The sequence below is a fragment of the Nocardia rosealba genome, assembly GCF_020216065.1.
Taxonomy (GTDB): Bacteria; Actinomycetota; Actinomycetes; order Mycobacteriales; family Mycobacteriaceae; genus Nocardia; species Nocardia rosealba.
In genome coordinates, this window is record NZ_JAIWNA010000001.1 from 675,040 (window position 1) to 694,175 (window position 19,136).

Sequence of the window (19,136 nt, forward strand, 5' to 3'; positions counted from 1 at the left end):
TCGCCGCCGCACAGCTGTTTGACGGAAGGATTTCGGCCAGCCACCCGGCCCGGATGGGCGCTACTTGCCGGTGCGCTCCCGATGCTGACATCCGGGCCAGCAGCACGGCCGCCGCTGCCCCTCTTCGAGTTCCTCCTGGGTCCGCCGGATCCGCCGCTCCCGCGTCGCGGCCTGCTTGGCGTCTTCGACCCAGCAGATGAATTCGTTGCGAGCCAGTGGCGTGATGTCCTGCCACGCCGCCAGCGCGGTGGGATTGCTCGCCAGCGCCGTCCGCAGATCAGCGGGCAGCTCGTGCACGACCCCACCCGGCACCGATGGACTGCTCATGTTTCCACGGTAGCGCTCAATGGTCGGGGAGCTGCTGTGAACATGTAGTCGGACAGGTCGAAATGGCCGCTGCGCCAGGCTGCCTCCAGGGTGGAGGACGGGCGCAGGGGCACATCACCGTGCTTGTCGAAGTAGTAGCTGTTCGCATCGGCGCAGCTGTCCTGCCAGAACACCTGGCCGCCGCGGCGGGCCAGCACCTCGCGGAAGAAGCGGTCGTTGGCCTCGCGGCGGACCTCCACGCGGGTGGCTCCGGTGCTGCGGGCGCGGCGCAGGCAGCGCAGGATGTGGCGGGTCTGGTTCTCGATGAGCGTGAAATACGAGGCGCCGTTGTAGCCGTAGGGGCCCATGATGGAGAAATAGTTGGGAAATCCCGGCACGCTCACGCCCTCGTAGGCCTGCAGCCGGTTCTCGTCCCACCATTTCTCCAGGTCGAGGCCGTCGACGCCGTGCAGGTCGTAGGTCGGCATATTGCCCGATTCCATCACCTTGAAGCCGGTCGCGAGAATCAGCACGTCGGCCGGGTGTTCTGTGTCCTCGGTGCGCACGCCGGTGGCGGTGATCTCGGTGATGGGCGCGGTTTCCAGCGTGACGTTCGTGCGGTTGTAGGTGGCCAGGTAGTCGTTGGAGAAGCTCGGCCGTTTGCAGCCGAGGGCATAGTTCGGGGTCAGCTTCGCGCGCACGGCCGGGTCCTTCACCTGGCGGCGCAGATGGGCCAGCCCGGCGCGCTCGCCGATCGCGGCGGTGGGCAGCGAGCGGTGGTAGTGAGCGGCCAGCGGGAAGGTGACCTCGACGTAGGTCTGGCTGATGAGCCGCGTGAGGGTGCGGCCGCCGGGCAGGCGTAGCGCCGAGCGCGCGGGTGGCGGCATGGGCAGATCGGGACGGGGCAGGCACCAGATCGGAGTGCGCTGGAAGACCGTGAGGTGCTCGACCAGCGGCGCGATCTCCGGGATCACCTGGACCGCCGACGCACCGGTGCCGATGATCGCGACCCGCTTGCCGCGCAGGTCGAGTCCGTGATCCCAGCGCGCGGTGTGCACGGTGGTCCCGGCGAAGGTCTCGATACCGGGGATGTCGGGCAGTTTCGGGCGGGTGAGCACACCGGTCGCGCTCAGCACGAACCGGGCGCTCAGCTCGGCGCCGTCGGCGGTGCGCAACACCCAGCGGTCGGCGTCGGCGTCGAAATCGGCGGCGACCACGGTGGTGCCGAACCGGATGCGCGGGCGTAGACCGTACTTGTCCACACAGGATTCGGCATAGGCCTTGAGTTCGCGACCCGGCGCGTACACCCGCGACCACTCGGTCCGCTGATCGAAGGAGAACTGATAGCTGAACGACGGAATATCCACGGCCACACCGGGATAGGTGTTCCAATGCCAGGTGCCACCGACCCCGTCGGCATCGTCGACCATCAGGAAGTCCTCGAAACCCGCCTCGCGCAGCGCGATCGCGGCGCCGATACCGGAGAAGCCGGCACCGACGATGATGATCTCGTGATCGATGGTGCTCATGCCGCTGCCTCGCCGAGTGTCGGCCGCACTGTTCGCACGGTGCGCGGATAGCTGATTCGCTCGCTCACGCTGATTCCTTTCTGTCGGCGGCGCCGACCCTGGCGGCTGTCGCGGGCAGCTGGCCACCGCGGCCGATGGTGCGCACGACGTGGTGGGAGTCGTCGGCGAAGACGATGGTGTCGACCCGGTGCTCGATCCCGTCGACCGTGCGTACGCCCAGCGGGGCGAGCCGTGCGATCGGCCAGGTGACCAGGCGGCAGTGCGGTTGTCGCAGCGTGCGGTAGTAGCTGTCGTGCACCGCGACGCCCGCGTCGTCGTCGGGCGTGAGCCGATACCGCAGCCACGAATCACGCACTTGCCAACGGAGATTGGTGCGCGCGACGAGCCGCACCAGACGATCCGGCGCGTGCCGCAGGGCGCCGGACGGCAGGGGTGCGCGCGGCACGATCCAGACGGCCTCGGTCTGGAACACCGTCACCCGCGCCGCCTCGGCCGCGATGCCGGGCAGCAGCCGCGCCACCGCGGCGCCGGAGCCGATGATCGCCACCCGCTCACCGGTGAACTCCCGGCGCGGGTGGAAGTCGAGGTGGTGCACGATCCGGCCGTCGAATGTGCCGGGAAGCCCGGTCATTTCGCGACCGGATGGTAGGTGAGCTCGCGTACCCACGACGGACGGTGGCCGAGCACGCGGACCGGGAAGCTGTCGATACAGGCACTGGACACATCGGCGAGCAACTGGAAAGGCTGACGGTGGTTGATCGTCGCCTTCGCGTGCAAGCGCACCACGTGGTAGAGCGGCAGCCGCCGGATCTGCGGGCTGCGCTCGCCGACCGTCTCGTAGCGCCGCACCGCGTTCCACAACTTTTCCTCGTCCAGACCGAGCGCCACGATATTGGCTGCCATCCGCGACAACAGCGGCGCGTAGAGCAGCGCGCCGAGCACGAACGACGGACGCGCCGCGAAACCCGCTGTCTCGATGGCGATCTTGCGCAGCGGTCCCGCGCCGAGCTGCTCGAGCACCTGGAAACCGACGGCCAGGTGCCGGGATTCGTCGCTGTTGATGTGCCGGAACACCTCGTGGCACACCGGATCATCGACCTCGTCGAGCAGGAACTTCACCAGCGCGCCGTCCAGCGCCGTCTCCAAGGACGGGATGACGGTGCCGAGGACGGGCAGGGTCATGTGCTCGGCGTAGCGGTCGAGCCAGCTGATCACGAGGCGAATGTTCTTGTTGGGCACCGGCATCGCGTCGTCGTCGAGCATGCCCCAGCGGCGCATCAGCGCCAGCTCGGCATTGGCGTGCTTCTGTTCCTCGGCGTGGAAGTGCCGGTAGATCTCGCGCAGCGCACCGGGCGGTGCCTGCTGGACCAGCGCGGCGAAACCGCGGGCACCGACGTGCTCGATCCACACCAGATCGGACATGAACGCGGCCAGGCGTGGCCGCTGCTCGTCGGTGACCAGCTCGGCACCCGGTGCGTCCCAGTCGATATCGGCCAGGGCCCATTGCTTGGCTCGCACGGTGGCAAGCATGTCGGGATAGGAGAACATCAGCGCACGACCCGCTCCAGCAGGCCCGCCGAACGGGTGTAGGCGGCGGGCATCAAACGTTTGGCCTGCCACAGCACTTTGGCCTCCAATTGCGGCACCACGTAGAGATCGCCACGGTCGACGGCGTCGAGGGTGGTCTTCGCGATACTCGCGGGCGGGCGGCCCGTCCACCGCAGGAGCGATCCGCCGAGGCGTTCGGCGGTGCCGTCCAGTGGCGAATCCGACCGCAGGATCCCGGTTTTCACGGCCGTGGGACACAGCACCGTCACGCCGACGCCGGTCCCGGCCAGCTCGGCCGCCATGGTCTCCGACAGCGCGAGCACTCCCGCCTTGCTCACGTTGTAGGCGGCCATCCGTGGTGCCGCGCCGAAGGCGGCGGCGGAGGCGACATTGACCACCGTTCCCCGCCCCGCCGCGCGCAGGATCGGTGTGAAGACGTGACAGCCGTTGATGACTCCCCACAGATTCACCGCGAGGGTGCGTTCCCAGTCCTCGAGGGTGAACTCGCCGACCGGCGGCCCGCCCGCGCCGATCCCGGCATTGTTGACGACCAGACTCGGCGCGCCACCGAACCAGTCCTGCGCCAGGGCGGCCAGCGCGGTGACCTCGTCGATCGTGGTGACATCGCAACGGGCGCCGACGGCTTTGCCCCCCGCATTCTCCACCAGCACGGCGGTGTCGGCGGCCCGGTCGGCGTCGATATCGGAGCACACCACCCGCCCGCCGCGCCTGCCGAGTTCGACGGCGAACGCGCGGCCGATGCCGCTGCCCGCGCCGGTGACCACCGCATCGGCGTGTTCGGTTCGACGACGACGAAACAGGCGCATGGCGACTCCCTGGTTCAACCGGTCCGGTCCGAACTGGTGTCGTCTGCCACCATTGGCCGCACCTGACACCAATTAGGCGCGTGACGGAGTACTTTGTCAACCATGGATGTGCGCGCACCGGCCCGGACCTGGGGCGGCCGCACCGCCGAAGAGCGCAGGGCGCAGCGCCGCGCCGACCTGATCGCGGCCGCGCTCGAGATCTGGCTCGACAGCGGATGGGCCGCGGTGACGATGCGTGGCGTCTGCCAGCGGGCCGCGCTCAACGACCGGTACTTCTACGAGAACTTCACCGACCGCGACGACCTGCTCGCCGTGGTGTGGGACGAGGTGTGCGCGGAGGTCTTCGCCGACCTGGCGACCATCCTGGCCGACAACGCCGACCGCGCCCCCCTGGAAATCCTGCGCGCCGCCATCGCCCGCGCCGTCGAACTGCAGACCGACCTGCGTGGCCGGGCCCGCATCCTGCTCGCCGACCACGCGGGCAGCGCCGTCCTCGAGCAGCGCCGCAAAGCCATGCTCACCGACGCCACCGACCTCCTGCTCGCCGCCGCCTGGCCCCACCTGCGCCCCGACGCCGACGAGACAGCCGTGCGCATGAGCACCCTGGCAGGCATCGGCGGCTTCATCGAACTCCTCACCGCCTGGCGCACCGGCGCCATCGACGTCGACGCCGCCCGCCTCGTCGAACACACCTACGCCATCGCCACCCAACTCGGCGCCATGTTCCTGCCCGCGGACATCATCGGCGGTTGAAAATCCGTTGGCGAACGATGGCGCCCACTGCTACCTTTCACGAATTCCGTGACAGTGGACGAGGAGGTGGTACCCGTGAACGCAGTATCGACATGGGTGCTCTCCACTGGAGTCACGGTCGGGCGATAGGTCGTCCGGGAGCGCCGATCACCAGCACTCCCGAAAGGCACGACCGTGCGATTCATTACCGAACAACGCCTCGACGACGACATCCTCGAACGCGAATTCCTCCTCGGCGACATCCCCGGAATCCTGTGGACGCCGGCGTCTGTCTCCACGCCGATGCCCCTGATCCTGGTAGGCCCTCCTCCTATCGGCCTGCGCAATGCGTACCCGCGCCTGCTCGCCCGGGTCCGGCCCACCGTGGCGGCGGGCTACGCCGCGGCCACCATCGAACTCCCCGGGAGCGGTGACCGGCCCCGTTCGGCCGCCGCCGATCAGGCCCTCGCCGACCTGCGCCAGGCGCTGGCGGCCGGCGGACCCGTCGACGACGAGATCGTCGACCGGCTCATCCTCCCGCTGGTAGACGAGGCTGTCCCGGAGTGGCAGGCCGCCCTGGACGCCCTCCTCGCGCTGCCCGAAATCGGTGGCCCGGTCGGCTACTCGGGCGGAGTCATCTCCATCGGCACCCGACTGGCAGTCGTCGAACCACGCATCGCCGCCGCCGTCCTGTTCGCCGGCAGCTTCGTGCCACGCGCCATCCTCGAGGAAGCCCGCAACGTCAGAATTCCGCTGCACGTCCTGCTGCAATGGGACGACGAGGGAAACGACCGCCAACGGTCCCTCGACCTGTTCGACGCCTTCGGTTCCGAGGAGAAGGCCCTGAACGCCAATATGGGCGGGCACATCGGCGTTCCGCCGTACGCCGGGGCGGAGGCAGGCCGATTCTTCACCCGGCACCTGACGTGATGTCGGCTGTCAACGGCATGCGCGGCGTAAGGGTGCTCGAGTAACCCGTCGTGTGACACGAGCGCGGGCTCGGTGCAATCCGGCGTGCCACAGTGGTTGTAACCAAGATCGTCAGGAGTGCCCGTGCCGCTGATATCGGCCGCTGTCTGCCCGCACCCGCCCGCGCTCATCCCCGCAGTGGGAGGCGCTGCGGCCGCTGAACTGGATGGGTTACGTGCGGCGTGTATCGAGTCGGTCCGGCGGCTCAGGGTGCCCAAATTCGGCAACAAGACCGACGGTTGGGCTGTAGGTCGGTCCGAGGAGTTTCTTTCCGATCCAACTCTGCCCGGCCTCTTGGTGATTGTCGGGTGCGACGACACGACAACCGCATCCGATCCGGCCAACGCATTCGGCAGCCTTCGGCATCACGGCATCGCTTGGGACTGGGATATCGCTTGGTGCCGGGACGACTTGTCTTCGCGGCCCCTTCCGCTGTCCTTGTCGGTCGGGGTATGGCTCGCCACGGCGCACGCCCCGCCCGGGTCTTCATCAAAAGAATTGCGTATCAATCGATTTCGTCTGACGCCTCACCGGGCGAGTGTGCGGCACTCGGAAAGGAACTGGCCGCACAGGAGGCCAATGTGACAATGCTCGTCGTCGGGGAGGCCGCGCCACGCGAACAGCCGACGACTCACACGGCAATCCGAGCAGCCGACTACAACGACGCCCTCACAAGGGCCTTCGCCCAGGTGGATACCACCGCCCTCAGCCAACTGGATCCCGTGGAATCGCAGACGCTGAAGGCAACAGGGCGAGCAGCGTGGCAGGTTCTGGCCGGCGCCGCCGAAGGCCGAGAACTCGCAGGCCACGTACTATCCGATTCCGCTTCCCACGACCGAGGATTAGTCGTAGCCAGCTGGACAAGGGCGGCCGGAACTTAGAGAAAGTACTGCGATCACGGAGTGTGGGGACGCTCCGGCATCGCGCATGCCAGGCCGTCTGCCATCCCGGTCGGCTGCACTCCGAGCCCTTGATTGAGGCGGGCCCGCTGGTTCTCCCACGCGATGGTCGCGGCGAGTTCGGTGAGCTGCGCTTTCGTCAGATGGGTGAGCAGGCCTGCCCGTAATTCGTCGATGTCCACCGCGGGCGTCACCGTCATCGCCTCCGCGAACGCGATCACCAACTTCTCCAACTCGCTGTAGGCATCACTCGTGCGATAGCGAGGCAGATCGGTGATCTGCCGCTCGCGCAACCCGCTCGTATGCGCCAGCGCCGACCCGATATCGAGACAGAACTGACAGGCCACCAGCCCCGCTGTCTTCAGCTCGGCGAGTTCTTTGAGCCGAGGATCGAGCTTGTTGCTGAACAACAACGCCGTCTCGTACCCCGCGGTCGCCACCCCGATCTGCGGTCGCCGCCCCAGCCATCCCACCAGATCCCCCCGATGCCGGCGAGCCCGCCGAACCACCGTGGCATACCCCCGAATCCGCCCGATCACCCGCATCGTCAACACCCCTTCGTGCCCGCGATTCGCCTACGCACGAAGCTACGCCGCGGACCCACCGAAACCCAGCGTGATCCCCAACACCCACCGGCGGGAACTTCCATCCCCCTCGATCAGCTCTTCAACCCTCAAATGCTGTCCGTACCGTTGCCGTCGTTGGACGAGCAGCGGCGAATCGGAGCCGAGGTGGCGGATGGTAAGCGCTCCGAGAACACATCGGCACAGTATTCGACACGTGTCAGCAGTACCGCGCGACTTATCGAGCCTGACTCGGGCTAGTCGTCGGCGGGCGCGAGGGATTCGGCTTCGGATCGCAGGTCGGTGGCCTCGTCTGTGCGGCCCAATTCGGTGAGAGCGGCTGCTTGGGCTGTCAACGCGGAAGCGAGGTCGGTCTTCAGGCCCTTGCCGTAGGTCTGTAAGTCGACCACCAACTGTTTGGTCTTCGTCGTCGCGTGTGGCTTCGCGGCTTTCGCGACCAATACCGGATAGCGCTTGTCGAAACGGGCGAGCAGGCGCCGTCGTTCCGCGATCTCCTCGGCCCGCACCTCGACAGTTTCGGCTGAACGCCCGAGTTCACTGAGGTAGAAGGCTTGCTCGTACAGCGATTGGGCAAAGTTCTGCGACTTCGTCCGGCCCAGCGGCATGGCGACCATATGACGGCGCACGGCCGATGCCTCCGCCGCGTGTTCCAGCGCCGTGTCGGTGTTGCCGCTGATCCAGTGCCGCCGAGCCATCACGGCGTGATACTGCCCAAGCCGGTCGGCCAGCTCGAAACCGCCGATCGCGAACGGCGGCGGGCGAAGTCCGGCCGCGGGACCGGCGCTGTAGAGCGAGGACCACACGGGCGACAACCCCTCGTCCGGACGTTGTTTCGCCCGCGCGATCTCGTGATCGACCCGCACCAGCTCAGCGCCGTTCGTGAGCTGCCACCCGCCGAGCACCTCCGAGGCCACCGCCAGATACATCAATACGCCGAGCACCAGAGCGGAAACCACCGCCACCGGCCAGGTCCACACCGAAGGTGCCAGCTTCCACACCGCCATCGCCACCGCGTCGACTATCGCCAAGAGTACGAAAAACCAACCGGCAACCAGGATTACGCCGCGCGGCAGCACCGACAGCACCATCCAGACGACCCCGCGACCAGCACTGCTGAACCCGATACCCGGCAGCAATAGGAACAGCAGCCACAGCGATTGACCCGTCCACAACCAGATCGGCACACCGATCGTCGCGCCGACGACGGCCCAGATGAAAGCTGCGCCCCACCCGCCGAATTCCTCCCCGTTTCCCATACTCCGATGTTCCCAGGATCTACCGACAGATAACCGCCCAACCAACAGGATTCGGTCGAGCGTTCTCCGAGAACACCACAAGGTCGCGTCGGCGGCGGACTACCGCACCGCCGAGCAACTACGCCCCCGTCCGCTCGCGGTGCTTGCATCCCGGCCAGCAACACGGCCTCCGCTGGCCCTCGGCGAGCTCCTCCTGAGTTCGCCGTATCCGCCGCTCCCGAGTAGCGGCCTGCTTGGCATCCTCCACCCAGCAGATGAACTCGTTGCGCGCCAACGGCGTGATGTCCCGCCAAGCCGTCACCGCCACCGCGTTCCCGGCCAACGCCTCACGCAGGTCGGCTGGCAACTCGTGCACCACTCCACCCGGCACCGGTTGTTCGCTCATATGTCCACGGTGATTGCCCATCGCCCCGGCAGACGGCAGCGCGTCGAGCGGCTCAGGATCACGCACACCGGTCACCGTCATGGAACATCCGCCTCATGCCGAGTTCACGGTGCACCGATGAATTCCTGGCGGGTCCGCCGTCGATACCTCTGGATACACCCACGGCGGTGGGTCGGAAGAGCAGCGACCGGACAGTGATTCGGCGGGTAGGTCGGAGGCGCAGTGAGCGGTATCAGGGTGTTGGTGGCGGGGGCGAGCATTGCGGGGCCCGCGTTGGCGCACTGGTTGCACCGGTGGGGAGCCGTGGTGACCGTGGTGGAGCGGGCCGCCGAACTGCGCCCCGGTGGCCAGGCCGTGGACGCGCGTGGAGTGACCAAGGAAGTGATCCGGCGGATGGGGCTCGACCCGGCGGTCCGCGCGGCCTGCACTCAGACCATCGGCGCGCACACCGTGGACGCGGACGGGCACGTGCTGGAGACCTTCCGGGTGGACGACGACGGCGGCGACGGATTCATCGCGGAGATCGAGATCCTGCGTGGTGACTTGTCGCAGGTGCTCTACGAGGACACCCGAGGCGATGTCGAATACATCTTCGGCGACCGGATCGCCGAGCTCTCCCAGGACGCGGACGGGGTCGAGGTGGTCTTCGACAGCGGTAACCGGCGGCGTTTCGAGCTGGTGATCGGAGCCGACGGGCTGCATTCGGCGCTGCGCACCATGGTTTTCGGGCCGCACGAGCAGTTCGTCCGCCACCTCGGGCACGTACTGGCCTTCTTCAGCGTGCCTAACGAGTTCGGGCTCGACACATGGCTGATCGAGTACCAGGAGGCCGGGCGCTCGGCCGGGCTTCGGCCGATCCGGGATGCCACCCGGGCGATGGCCATGTTCTCCTTCCCTGCGGCTGACGTCGATGTCGACTATCGCGATATCGAGGCCCAGAAGCGGCTGCTGCGTGAGCGGATGGACGGCCACGGCTGGTTGACCCCGCGCATCCTCGCGCACCTGGACGACACCCCGGACTTCTATCTCGACCAGGTCGCCCAGGTGGTGATGGAGCACTGGTCGCGTGGGCGGGTGGGGCTGCTCGGCGACGCGGCGTTCAGCTCCTCCCCGATGTCGGGCCAGGGCACTGGGCTGGCACTGGTCGGCGCCTACGTGCTGGCAGGCGAACTCGCTGCCGCCGAATGGAATCCAGAGCTCGGTTTCGCCCGCTACGAGACGCGGATGCGCTCGTTCGTCGAGGCCAATCAGGAGATCGCCCGATTGAACGCCCGCAGCCGCGACCTCCCCGGGCCCGACGTCGAGCCTGCTCCCGATTTCACCGGAGAGTGGTTCGCCGAGCTGGTCGAGCGCGCGATCAACGGGGTCGAACTGCCCGACTACGCGGGGCTGCCGGACTCCGAAGTCCCGGCCGGACCGCCGACCGCCGCGTCGACCGAACCGTAGGAACGGCGAAACATCGACACCGAAGTGCCCCCACTGGGACTCGAACCCAGACTCGACGGATTTTAAGTCCGCTGCCTCTGCCAATTGGGCTATAGGGGCGTCCGCCGACAGCCTAGCGACTCGTACGGGTGTACCGGAATTTTGGCGGTAGACCCGGTCGGATCGGCGTGTCGCGGGGGAGCGCGCCGATCCGGGCCGGGGAGCTATCGTCGCTGGTCAGTCTTTGGCCAACGCCTCCTTCTTGCCGAGCAGGGAGTGGTGACGGCTGTAGGCGAAGTAGATCACGAAGCCGAGCAGCATCCAGACCAGGAAGCGCAGCCAGGTTTCCACCGACAGGTTCACCATCAGCCACAGGCAGGCCGCGACGGCCAGGATGGGGATGAGGGGGACGAGGGGGACGCGGAAGCCGCGGGGCAGGTCGGGGCGGGTGCGGCGCAGGATGAGGACGCCGACCGACACCAGCACGAAGGCGAACAGGGTGCCGATGTTGACCATTTCCTCGAGGGTGCCGAATTCGACGAAACCGGCGAGCACGCAGCAGACGATGCCGACGATGACGGTCAGGCGCACGGGGGTGCCGCGCTTGCCGGTGTGGGCCAGCCAGCGGGGCAGCAGGCCGTCGCGGGCCATGGCGAACAGCACGCGGGTCTGGCCGAGGAACAGCACCATCACCACGGTGGTGAGGCCGGCCAGGGCGCCGATGGAGATGACGGTCTTGGCCCAGTCGACGCCGTGGATGGCGAATGCCGTTGCCAGCGTGGCGTTCTCACCCGCGAGCTCGGTGTAGGGCACCATGCCGGTGAGCACGAGGGTGACGGCCACGTAGAGCACGGTGACGATGAGCAGCGAACCGAGGATGCCGCGCGGCACCGCCTTCTGCGGGTTCTTGGTCTCCTCGGCGGCGGTGGCGACGACGTCGAAACCGATGAACGCGAAGAACACCAGGCTGGCCGCGGCGAGCAGGCCGTACCAGCCGAAGCTGCTGTCACCGGCGCCGGTGACGAACGAGAACAGCGACTGGTGCAGGCCGCTCGCGCCGTCGTCGGCGGGCTGTGACGGCGGGATGTAGGGGCTCAGGTTCGAGGCCTTGAAGTAGGTGATCCCGAGGACGAGAACCAGGGCGATCACACCGAGCTTGATGGCCACCGCGATCGCCGACACCCGCGAGGACACCTTGGTGCCCACCGCGAGCAGCACACCGAGCACCACCAGCAGCGTCACCGCGCCCCAGTCGAAGGTGATCGACCCCAATTTCACTGTGGCCGACTCGAATCCGAAGACGGTGCCGAGGTATTGCGACCAACCCTTGGCCACCACCGACGCGGCGAGCGCGAATTCCAGGATCAGGTCCCAGCCGATGATCCAGGCGACCAGCTCACCGAAGGTGGCATAGGAGTAGGTGTAGGCGCTGCCCGCCACCGGAACGGTCGAGGCGAACTCGGCGTAGCAGACCGCGGTGAGACCGCAGGCGATGGCGGCGAAGACGAACGCCAGCGACACCGACGGCCCGGCGACATTGCCCGCGGTGCGCGCGGTGAGGGTGAAGATGCCCGCGCCGACGACGACGGCGACACCGAAGATCGTGAGATCCCAGGCCGTCAGGTCTTTGCGGAGTTTTGAGTCGGGTTCATCGGTGTCGAGGATCGACTGCTCGACCGATTTGGTGCGGAACATGCCGCCCCATCGGCTCGGTGTTTCTGCCGGTGTCGGCACGTTGTTCTCCTTCTGCATGCGAACGTTGTGAGAAGAGTTACCCCGGCGGGTCAGTGCACACCCTGCATGTGCCGTTTGATCCACGGCGCGCAGGCCGCGACGACGAGTCCGGCCGCGATGGCGGCCGCACCGCTGACGCCGAAGTACACGCCTTCGCTGTCGGGGCTGTAATAGCGGGCCAGCGTGCCCGCCATCGACGTGCCGATGCCGACCGAGAAGAAGTACAGCGCCATCATCTGGGAGCGGAACGCGGCGGGCGCGAGGTGTGTGGTCACCGCGAGGCCGATCGGGGACAGCAGCAGTTCCGAGACCGCGAAACCGCCGAGGATGGCGAACACGGCGAGCACGGGAACGGTTCTGCCCTCGAAGCCCGACAGCAGCGCGAACAACCAGAACGCGATACCCATGCCGATGACGCCGAGCGCGAACTTGATCGGTGTGCTCGGCGCCCGGTTGCCGAGTTTGGTCCACAGCAGCGCGAACAGCGGCGAGAGCGCGATGATCCACACCGGTTCCACCGAGCCGATCCAGCTGGCCGGTGCCTCCCAGCCGAAGATGCGCCAGTCGATGCGCTCGTCGGAGTACACCGCGAGCATGGTGAACATCTGCTGGAACAGCGACCAGAACACCGCATTCGCCAGGAACAGCGGGATGAACGCCACCACCCGGGTGCGTTCGACCGGCTCCACCTTCGCGCTCGTGAGCATCACCGTGAAATAGGCGATGGACGCGATGACGATGATGCCGGTGGTGACATCGGAGAGATTGTCGAGGGTGATCCAGCCCGCCCAGATCGCCAGGCCCGCCACCACGGCGGCCACGGCGACCCCGGTCAGCACCGGCCGCAGTTCGGCGCGCGTCACCGGGTTGGGCACTTCACGCCCGTGCGTGCCGAGGTTGCGCCGGAAGATCACGTACTGGGTCAGGCCGAGCGCCATGCCGACCGCCGCCGCGCCGAAGCCGACGTGGAATCCCCATTCGCGCTGCAGCAGACCCGTGAGCAGCGGACCGGTGAAGGCACCGATGTTGATGCCGAGATAGAAGAGGGTGAAGCCGCCGTCCACGCGCGCGTCCGAGGGCGCGTAGAGGGTGCCGAGCAGCGAGGAGGCGTTGGCCTTCAACGCGCCGCTGCCGAGTGCCACGAGCACCAAACCCACACCGACACCGGCCAATCCGGGCAACACGGCCAGCGCGAGATGGCCCGCCATCACCACGACACCGCCGTAGAACACGGTGCGTTCCATGCCCAGCACCCGGTCGGCAATCCACCCGCCGAGGACCGTGGAGAGGTATACCAGTCCGCCGTAGGCGCCGACGATGCCGAGCGCCGTGCTCTGCGCGATCCCGAGTCCGCCGTCCGCGGCGGTGTAGTACAGGTAGTAGCCGAGGATCGTCAGCATGCCGTAGAAGGAGAAACGCTCCCACAGCTCGACGCCGAAGAGATTCGTCAGCCCGATCGGATGCCCGAACAGGGTACGTTCGGGCGCCGGATCGGCGGGCCCGGGCTGGTCGCCGAGCCGGGTGTGTTGCGTGGACATAGAGGAACGATCCCACGTCGAAACGATGTACAGCAATTTTCCCGCATCTGTCATCCTTCGGCGTGCCGCAGGCCGGGGCCCGCGTCGCCGCGCCGACCGGGCGGGCGGGAATTACGCTGGTCTGGTGCTGACTGCCCAGGTGACCGTGCCGGTGGCGTGCGAGGTCGCGTTCGCGACGCTGTCCGACGGCTGGCTGTACGCCAGCTGGGTGGTCGGTGCCTCGCACATCCGCGAAGTGGACCCCGAGTGGCCCGCCGTCGGCAGCCGTATCCACTACCGCTTCGGGCTGTGGCCGGTGCTCATCGGTGACACCACCGAGGTGCGCACGGTCGAACCGCCGCACCGGCTGGAATTGGAGGCGCGGCTGTGGTCTATCGGGTCGGCCTGGATCCGGATCACCCTCGCCGAGGCCGAGCCGGGGCGCACGACGATCCGGATGACCGAACGCGCCGCGCGCGGCCCGGCCAGCCTGATCCCGGGACTGGCCCAGGACGTGGCCTTCGCCGCGCGTAATCAGGAATCTCTGGAACGGTTGGCAGCCCTGATCCGCGCGCGAGCACGGTAGCTCGCGCGCGGATTCCGGCTAGCTGGGTTGCGGGAGTTCGCAGTCGTCGACCTTCGGGTTGACGCCCATGTAGTTGAGCGGGCCCGCGATCATGGTGATCGCGATGGTGCCCAACGAAGCGCAGTTCTGGTCGCGCTCGGTGTAGTAGCCGCGTTGACCTGCGGCAAGGACACCGATCAGTAACCAGACCAGCACAACGATCGAAGCGATGCGCGGTGTATTCGTCATGACGTGTCCTTTCCGATGGCAGGCCCAGCTCAGTAGTAGTGCCTGCGACCGGCGACCGGACGCCCGATGCTGCCCGCGATGAGTAGCGCGAGGCCGATGACGAGCACGATCACACCAACGGTGTTGAGAATCGGGATGCCGAAGACGAGGCCGGCGATGAGAAGAATTGCACCGAGAAGAATCATGTGAAGCTCACCTGTTCGGGTAACGATCGGACGCACCGGGTGGCGCGTCTCGTGGGGCGTATGCCCGGTTCGGTGAAGAGGAAACAGCTTCGGTTGCCCCGGAACGGATTCGCAGCGCGATCGGTGCCGTTCCGAGTGCGGCGCGTCACCTCTCCGAGATGACGCGCCGCGTGAATCAGCCTGCGGAGCCCGGCATTACGGCCGAACCCGAGGGCGGGGGCGGAGTGGGCGCGCTCGAGCCGAAGTCGGCGTCGACCGAACCGGTCGGCAGACCGATGTCGACCGAGCCCGCGCTGCCGGTGGGCGGGCCGATCACCACCGAGCCGGACGGGAGCAGATCCCAATCGGCGCTGCCGACGGCGTTGGCGGTGCCGCCCGCGGTGAGCAAGGCGGTGGCGGCCAGCGCGGTCAGCACGCCCGCGCGGGTGAGGGTGGGGGACAGGGACACGGTGATACCTCCGAGCACTTCACTGTGATAGCGCCCATACGGTATCTGAAATACGAGTGTTTCAGGAGCTTCTTCCGACTTCCATCTGCACCCGGTACCGATCGGAGCGATACCAGCTGTGGGTGTGCTCGATCGGCACGTCGGCGCTGAACGACACCCGGTCGAAATGCAGAACGGGTGCGCCCTTGCGGACGCCGAGCAGCGCGGCGATCCCCGTGTCGGCGGCTTGCGCGTCGACCGTCTGCTCGGCGCGTTCGATCGGCCTGTTGTAGCGGTCGGCGGCCAGGCGATACAGCGAGCCGGTGAGATCGTGAGCGATGAGATCGGGCACGAGCTCCGGGTTGAACCACGCGTCGTCGACGCTCACCGCGTCGTCGTCGGCCAGGCGCAACCGGCGCACGTGGTAGGCGCGCGCGCCCTGTGGCAGCCGTAGCGCACGGGCTGTCGGCTCGGGCGCGGTGGCCTCCTCGGCGACCAGCACCAGGGTGCTCGGCTGATGGCCGAGGGCGCGCATCTCCTCGGTGAAAGAGGCCAGATGCAACCGCGACTGCACCGGCCGGTGGGCGACGAAGGTGCCCTTGCCGCGGACCCGGACCAGATAGCCTTCGTTCACCAGCTGACCGACCGCCTCGCGCACGGTGATCCGGCTGACGCCGTAGTCCTGCATCAGGTTTCGCTCGCTGGTGAGCAGATCGCCGGGCTGGAGTTCGCGCGTGCATTTCTGCAGCAGGATCGCGCGCAACTGTTCATGCTTGGGCACTGCGCTGTCTCGCAGCGGTGCTGGCATGGGGCTGGCTCCTCTCGACGAACCGGTCCCTACTGGTCCTGTCCGGTCGTTGTCGAGGATACGCCAGCCGTCAGCGGATGCCGGGAGTGCGCGGGTCGGGGCCGACGCAGCCGAGCACCACGCACCCCGGCGGGGTGTCGGCGAACGGGGCTTTCGGTGTCTCGCCGAGACATTCGACGAAACCGCAGCCCGGATAGGCGTAGGGGCCGAGGCCGAAGGTGCCGAACACCGGATCGGGCCGAGCGATCATCGGATCGGTGACACTCACGTCCGGCTTCTCCCGATACGGTCCCGGATCCGGCACCGCGACATCGCGGAACGACGAGACCAGCCTGCGCATCACGTCATGGGTGTAGGTCGTCGAGATGCCGGGGGTGGCGACGCCGGTCCAGTTCAGCACCAGCCCGAGGCTCGGCACGATGTAACTGTCGTTGCGCAGCATTCCCGACATCTTCACGGCATCGTCGGGCAGGCCGGGAAATTCGAGGCGGCAGGGCGCGCCGTTGACGACGAAGAGGAAGCCGTAACAGGGCATGGCCCGCGACGGCGACAACGCCTCGCGCAGGTAGGCGTCCGAGATCACCTGCTGCTCGTTCCATCGGCCCCGGTTGCCCACGAGCAGACCGAGTTTCGCGAAGTCGTCCGGCGGGAGCAGCAGATGCGCGTGACCGTAGGTGTTTCCGGCGCGATCGCGGGCCCAGTAGTAGTCGGTGCGTTCGATGCCCAACGGGTCGAACAGCTTTCGCTGGGCGAAGTCCTGGAAGTCCTCGCCGACGGCCTGCGCGATGACGTAGACGAGCAGGTCGACAGCGCGCTGGCTGTAGCGGAACTGGGTGCCCTGTGGGCGTTCGATCGGCATCGCGAGCGCCTGGGCGACGACGTTCGGGTCCAGCTGGGCCAGCCCGGTCGCGCCCTCGGCGGCGATCGCCACCTCCATCCCGGAGGATTCGGTGAGCAGATTGCGCACGGTGATCGCCCGGTGCCCCTCGTCGCCGAGTTCCTCGGGCAGGTAGCGGCCGATGGGCGCGTCGACGTCGAGCCTGCCCTCGTCGACCGCCGCGCCCGCGATCAGCGCGACGACGCTCTTGGTCCCGCTCCACAGATTCCACGGCACCCCACCGGATTCGGCGTTGCGTGGGCCTGCGGCCACCAGGCAGTTGTTGCGGTAGAGCTGGATGTTGAAGCGGGTGGGGTCGACGGCCAGGCGCATGGCCTCGGCGACCCGATCGGGGTCGAGGGCGACCTCGGCGGGAGAGGCCGCCTGCGGTGTGCGTCCGGTGCTGACCTCGCAGTGCCGCGCGGCCGGTGGGTCGGCCGCCGCGACGGGCAGCAGTGCCGCCGAGGTCAGCGACAATGCGGTAACCGCAATCGACGCACCGTATTTCAGGAACCCACGCACGCAATCCTCCGATGGCTGGTCTCGGAGTGGCAATCGCGAACGGTGATGTTCCTGTTACGTGCCTAGCGACCGTAGGGCTTGCAGACCTCGATCGCCGCATCCTTGGACGCGTTGAACTGATCGATCACACCGTTGAGTTCGTCGGTGGGCGCCCGGCGCTCGAGGGTGTCGGCGAGCAGGTTGGTCTTGTCGCGGTAGGTGCGCAGCGGGTCGGCCAGCTCGGCGATGACATCCGTTGTGACCTTGCGATCGACGTCCTTGGCATTGTTGCGCAGCACCGGAACCGCCTCGTTGGCCTTGGTGTCGGTGTCGGGGGCCCGGTTGTTGCTCGCCTCGATATAGGCATTGAACGAGGCGACCGAGCTCTTGTTGGCCGCGCGCAGTCCGTCGCAGGCCGAGTCGTTGGCCGCCTTCACCTTCGCGGTGGAGGAGGCCGCGACTTCGGAGGTGTAGGAGGCGAGATCGGTGAGGTTGGCCTCGGCGGTACCGGGTACCTGATTGGTGCAGGCGGCCAGCGTGAGCGCGCCCGCTACGACAACCAGCGCGGTGCCGAGCCCCATTCGTTCCCGTACCAGCACCTGTCTCTCCTCCCTCGCCGGAGCGTCGGTCACCGTCGCGGTGGCCGAACACATCGACCGTACTGGCTTCGGGACGATCAGGTGGCGCCACGCCGGTCCGGCGCGGCGCCACCTCGGGTCAGCCCTGTCCGAGCATGCCGCGCATGGTCGCGATCTCACCCTCCTGATCGGCGACGATCTTGGTGGCGAGCTGCTTTGCCTCCGGGTTGGTTCCCTCTGCCAGCTCGGTCTGGGCCATGGCGACCGCGCCCTGGTGGTGCTCGATCATCATCTGCAGCCACTGCCGGTCGAACTCGGCGCCGTTCGCCGCTTCCAGCGCGCTCATCTGTTCCTCGGTCATCATGCCCGGCATGCCGTGGCCGCCGTGGCCCTCGGCGCTCGGTGCGGGCTTGCCGAAGCTGGTCAGCAGGTCGGTGATCTGGCGCATCTCCGGTGCCTGCGCCTGCTCGATCTGGGCGGCCAGCGCGATGAGCTGCTGGTTCTGGGTCCGGCTCGGCACCATCTTCGACATCTCGACCGCCTGCGCGTGATGCGGGTACATCATCTGCAGGAACGTCACATCGGCGTCGTCGAAGTCGGTGCGGGCCGTGGCGCTCGTCGTGCTCGCCGTCGTCGTCGAGGAGTGCTCGGTGGTGTGCGTGGTCGAGTCGTCGCCGCACCCGGCGGCGACCACCGCGACAGCGGCGAGGGCGAGAACGGTACGGGTGATGGACATGGGTGATCCTCCTGGGATTCGGGTGTGGGGTGTCGGACAGGGGCCGCGTGGGCGGACCTGTCAGATCCGCAGAATCGCCAGTTGGGATAGGGAGAGGACGGTCCAGGGAGGTGGCCGTTCGCGTCTGCCGCGCCAAGTTCTGCGGGCCCGGCGAATGGCGTCGGCGTCCTCGGTGAGCCTGGTCAGCAGCATCCAGCCGAGCACGATGGCCAAGGCGACGAGGATGAACACGCAACCGTGGACGGCCGCGTGTTCGGTGCATCCGCCGCTGCCGCAGCCGTGGTCCTTCGTCGAGTCGCTCTGCGCCGGTACCGCTTCGACAGCCGGACCGACGGCTGTGTGGGCGGCGTTTCCGTGCGCGTGAGCGGAGGTGTCGTGTGCGGAGGTGACGAATACCGCCGAGTGCATGGCGACGATTCCGGCCAGCAGCAGCACGACGGCGAAGGCCCTCGCGAGGCGCGCGTACGACAGCTGGACGGTCACGGCGACGAGTCTAACC

The 19,136-nt window shown here is 67.7% G+C and carries 22 protein-coding genes and 1 tRNA gene; 4 read left to right on the top strand and 19 right to left on the bottom strand.

Annotated features, from left to right (window positions below):
- Positions 1 to 60 precede the first annotated feature (60 nt).
- The 5 genes from LDL21_RS02950 to LDL21_RS02970 form a co-directional block, all read right to left on the bottom strand.
- Positions 61 to 327, bottom strand: coding sequence for a YdeI/OmpD-associated family protein (locus LDL21_RS02950; protein ID WP_225278701.1), 267 nt, complete (start codon positions 325 to 327; stop codon positions 61 to 63).
- Entirely contained in the window at positions 324 to 1,835 is a 1,512-nt protein-coding gene (locus LDL21_RS02955; protein WP_225278702.1) for a flavin-containing monooxygenase, read from the bottom strand. The genes LDL21_RS02950 and LDL21_RS02955 overlap by 4 nt, the downstream gene beginning before the upstream one ends.
- A 64-nt stretch (positions 1,836 to 1,899) precedes the next feature.
- Complete coding sequence (locus LDL21_RS02960) at positions 1,900 to 2,466, bottom strand: NAD(P)/FAD-dependent oxidoreductase (protein ID WP_225278703.1); 567 nt, start codon at positions 2,464 to 2,466, stop codon at positions 1,900 to 1,902.
- On the bottom strand, positions 2,463 to 3,386 hold the full coding sequence (locus LDL21_RS02965; protein WP_225279219.1) for a ferritin-like domain-containing protein: 924 nt from the start codon (positions 3,384 to 3,386) through the stop codon (positions 2,463 to 2,465). Before LDL21_RS02965 ends, LDL21_RS02960 begins: the two co-directional genes overlap by 4 nt.
- Positions 3,383 to 4,210: an SDR family NAD(P)-dependent oxidoreductase gene (locus LDL21_RS02970; RefSeq protein WP_225278704.1), complete on the bottom strand. Its 828-nt coding sequence runs from the start codon at positions 4,208 to 4,210 to the stop codon at positions 3,383 to 3,385. The genes LDL21_RS02965 and LDL21_RS02970 overlap by 4 nt, the downstream gene beginning before the upstream one ends.
- A gap of 108 nt (positions 4,211 to 4,318) precedes the next feature.
- Between LDL21_RS02970 and LDL21_RS02975 the strand changes: the two genes are divergently transcribed.
- Both LDL21_RS02975 and LDL21_RS02980 read left to right on the top strand, forming a co-directional pair.
- A complete protein-coding gene (locus tag LDL21_RS02975) occupies positions 4,319 to 4,963 on the top strand; it encodes a TetR/AcrR family transcriptional regulator (protein WP_372462148.1) in 645 nt (214 codons plus the stop codon).
- A gap of 174 nt (positions 4,964 to 5,137) precedes the next feature.
- Entirely contained in the window at positions 5,138 to 5,872 is a 735-nt protein-coding gene (locus LDL21_RS02980) for a dienelactone hydrolase family protein (protein ID WP_225278705.1), read from the top strand.
- Positions 5,873 to 6,806: 934 nt separating this feature from the next.
- On the opposite strand, the gene LDL21_RS02985 is transcribed toward LDL21_RS02980, so the two are convergent.
- From LDL21_RS02985 to LDL21_RS02995, 3 genes are all read right to left on the bottom strand, one after another.
- Entirely contained in the window at positions 6,807 to 7,355 is a 549-nt protein-coding gene (locus LDL21_RS02985; RefSeq protein ID WP_225278706.1) for a carboxymuconolactone decarboxylase family protein, read from the bottom strand.
- 275 nt (positions 7,356 to 7,630) lie between these two features.
- The gene (locus LDL21_RS02990; protein WP_225278707.1) at positions 7,631 to 8,650 is read right to left on the bottom strand and encodes a hypothetical protein; all 1,020 of its coding nucleotides are present in this window, start codon (positions 8,648 to 8,650) and stop codon (positions 7,631 to 7,633) included.
- Positions 8,651 to 8,768: 118 nt separating this feature from the next.
- Positions 8,769 to 9,035: a YdeI/OmpD-associated family protein gene (locus tag LDL21_RS02995; protein ID WP_181696784.1), complete on the bottom strand. Its 267-nt coding sequence runs from the start codon at positions 9,033 to 9,035 to the stop codon at positions 8,769 to 8,771.
- 222 nt (positions 9,036 to 9,257) lie between these two features.
- Between LDL21_RS02995 and LDL21_RS03000 the strand changes: the two genes are divergently transcribed.
- Positions 9,258 to 10,481: an FAD-dependent monooxygenase gene (locus LDL21_RS03000; RefSeq protein ID WP_225278708.1), complete on the top strand. Its 1,224-nt coding sequence runs from the start codon at positions 9,258 to 9,260 to the stop codon at positions 10,479 to 10,481.
- Positions 10,482 to 10,506: 25 nt separating this feature from the next.
- Here LDL21_RS03000 and LDL21_RS03005 read toward each other — a convergent pair.
- The 3 genes from LDL21_RS03005 to LDL21_RS03015 all read right to left on the bottom strand — a co-directional run bounded on the left by LDL21_RS03005 (position 10,507) and on the right by LDL21_RS03015 (position 13,732).
- Positions 10,507 to 10,580: transfer RNA gene (locus LDL21_RS03005), tRNA-Leu, on the bottom strand.
- 117 nt (positions 10,581 to 10,697) lie between these two features.
- A complete protein-coding gene (locus LDL21_RS03010; protein WP_181696783.1) occupies positions 10,698 to 12,155 on the bottom strand; it encodes an amino acid permease in 1,458 nt (485 codons plus the stop codon).
- A gap of 89 nt (positions 12,156 to 12,244) precedes the next feature.
- On the bottom strand, positions 12,245 to 13,732 hold the full coding sequence (locus LDL21_RS03015; protein WP_225278709.1) for a peptide MFS transporter: 1,488 nt from the start codon (positions 13,730 to 13,732) through the stop codon (positions 12,245 to 12,247).
- A gap of 124 nt (positions 13,733 to 13,856) precedes the next feature.
- Between LDL21_RS03015 and LDL21_RS03020 the strand changes: the two genes are divergently transcribed.
- Positions 13,857 to 14,297, top strand: a complete 441-nt coding sequence (locus LDL21_RS03020) for an SRPBCC family protein (protein ID WP_181696640.1) — start codon at positions 13,857 to 13,859, stop codon at positions 14,295 to 14,297.
- Positions 14,298 to 14,315: 18 nt separating this feature from the next.
- On the opposite strand, the gene LDL21_RS03025 is transcribed toward LDL21_RS03020, so the two are convergent.
- The 8 genes from LDL21_RS03025 to LDL21_RS03060 form a co-directional block, all read right to left on the bottom strand.
- Positions 14,316 to 14,525 (bottom strand): hypothetical protein, encoded by a 210-nt coding sequence (locus tag LDL21_RS03025; RefSeq protein WP_181696639.1) that lies wholly within the window; start codon positions 14,523 to 14,525, stop codon positions 14,316 to 14,318.
- A 29-nt stretch (positions 14,526 to 14,554) separates the two neighbouring features.
- Positions 14,555 to 14,710 (bottom strand): DUF6131 family protein, encoded by a 156-nt coding sequence (locus LDL21_RS03030; protein WP_166655728.1) that lies wholly within the window; start codon positions 14,708 to 14,710, stop codon positions 14,555 to 14,557.
- A gap of 175 nt (positions 14,711 to 14,885) precedes the next feature.
- Positions 14,886 to 15,158 carry a hypothetical protein gene (locus tag LDL21_RS03035; RefSeq protein WP_133733844.1) on the bottom strand — a complete coding sequence of 91 codons (273 nt, stop codon included), beginning with the start codon at positions 15,156 to 15,158 and terminating at the stop codon, positions 14,886 to 14,888.
- 61 nt (positions 15,159 to 15,219) lie between these two features.
- The gene (locus LDL21_RS03040) at positions 15,220 to 15,945 is read right to left on the bottom strand and encodes a GntR family transcriptional regulator (RefSeq protein WP_225278710.1); all 726 of its coding nucleotides are present in this window, start codon (positions 15,943 to 15,945) and stop codon (positions 15,220 to 15,222) included.
- Positions 15,946 to 16,015: 70 nt separating this feature from the next.
- Complete coding sequence (locus tag LDL21_RS03045) at positions 16,016 to 17,344, bottom strand: serine hydrolase domain-containing protein (RefSeq protein ID WP_225278711.1); 1,329 nt, start codon at positions 17,342 to 17,344, stop codon at positions 16,016 to 16,018.
- 62 nt (positions 17,345 to 17,406) lie between these two features.
- Positions 17,407 to 17,922, bottom strand: a complete 516-nt coding sequence (locus tag LDL21_RS03050) for an Rv2240c family protein (RefSeq protein WP_067485963.1) — start codon at positions 17,920 to 17,922, stop codon at positions 17,407 to 17,409.
- Positions 17,923 to 18,040: 118 nt separating this feature from the next.
- Positions 18,041 to 18,637 (bottom strand): DUF305 domain-containing protein, encoded by a 597-nt coding sequence (locus LDL21_RS03055; RefSeq protein WP_225278712.1) that lies wholly within the window; start codon positions 18,635 to 18,637, stop codon positions 18,041 to 18,043.
- Positions 18,638 to 18,697: 60 nt separating this feature from the next.
- Positions 18,698 to 19,120, bottom strand: a complete 423-nt coding sequence (locus LDL21_RS03060) for a DUF6153 family protein (protein ID WP_225278713.1) — start codon at positions 19,118 to 19,120, stop codon at positions 18,698 to 18,700.
- Positions 19,121 to 19,136 lie beyond the last annotated feature (16 nt).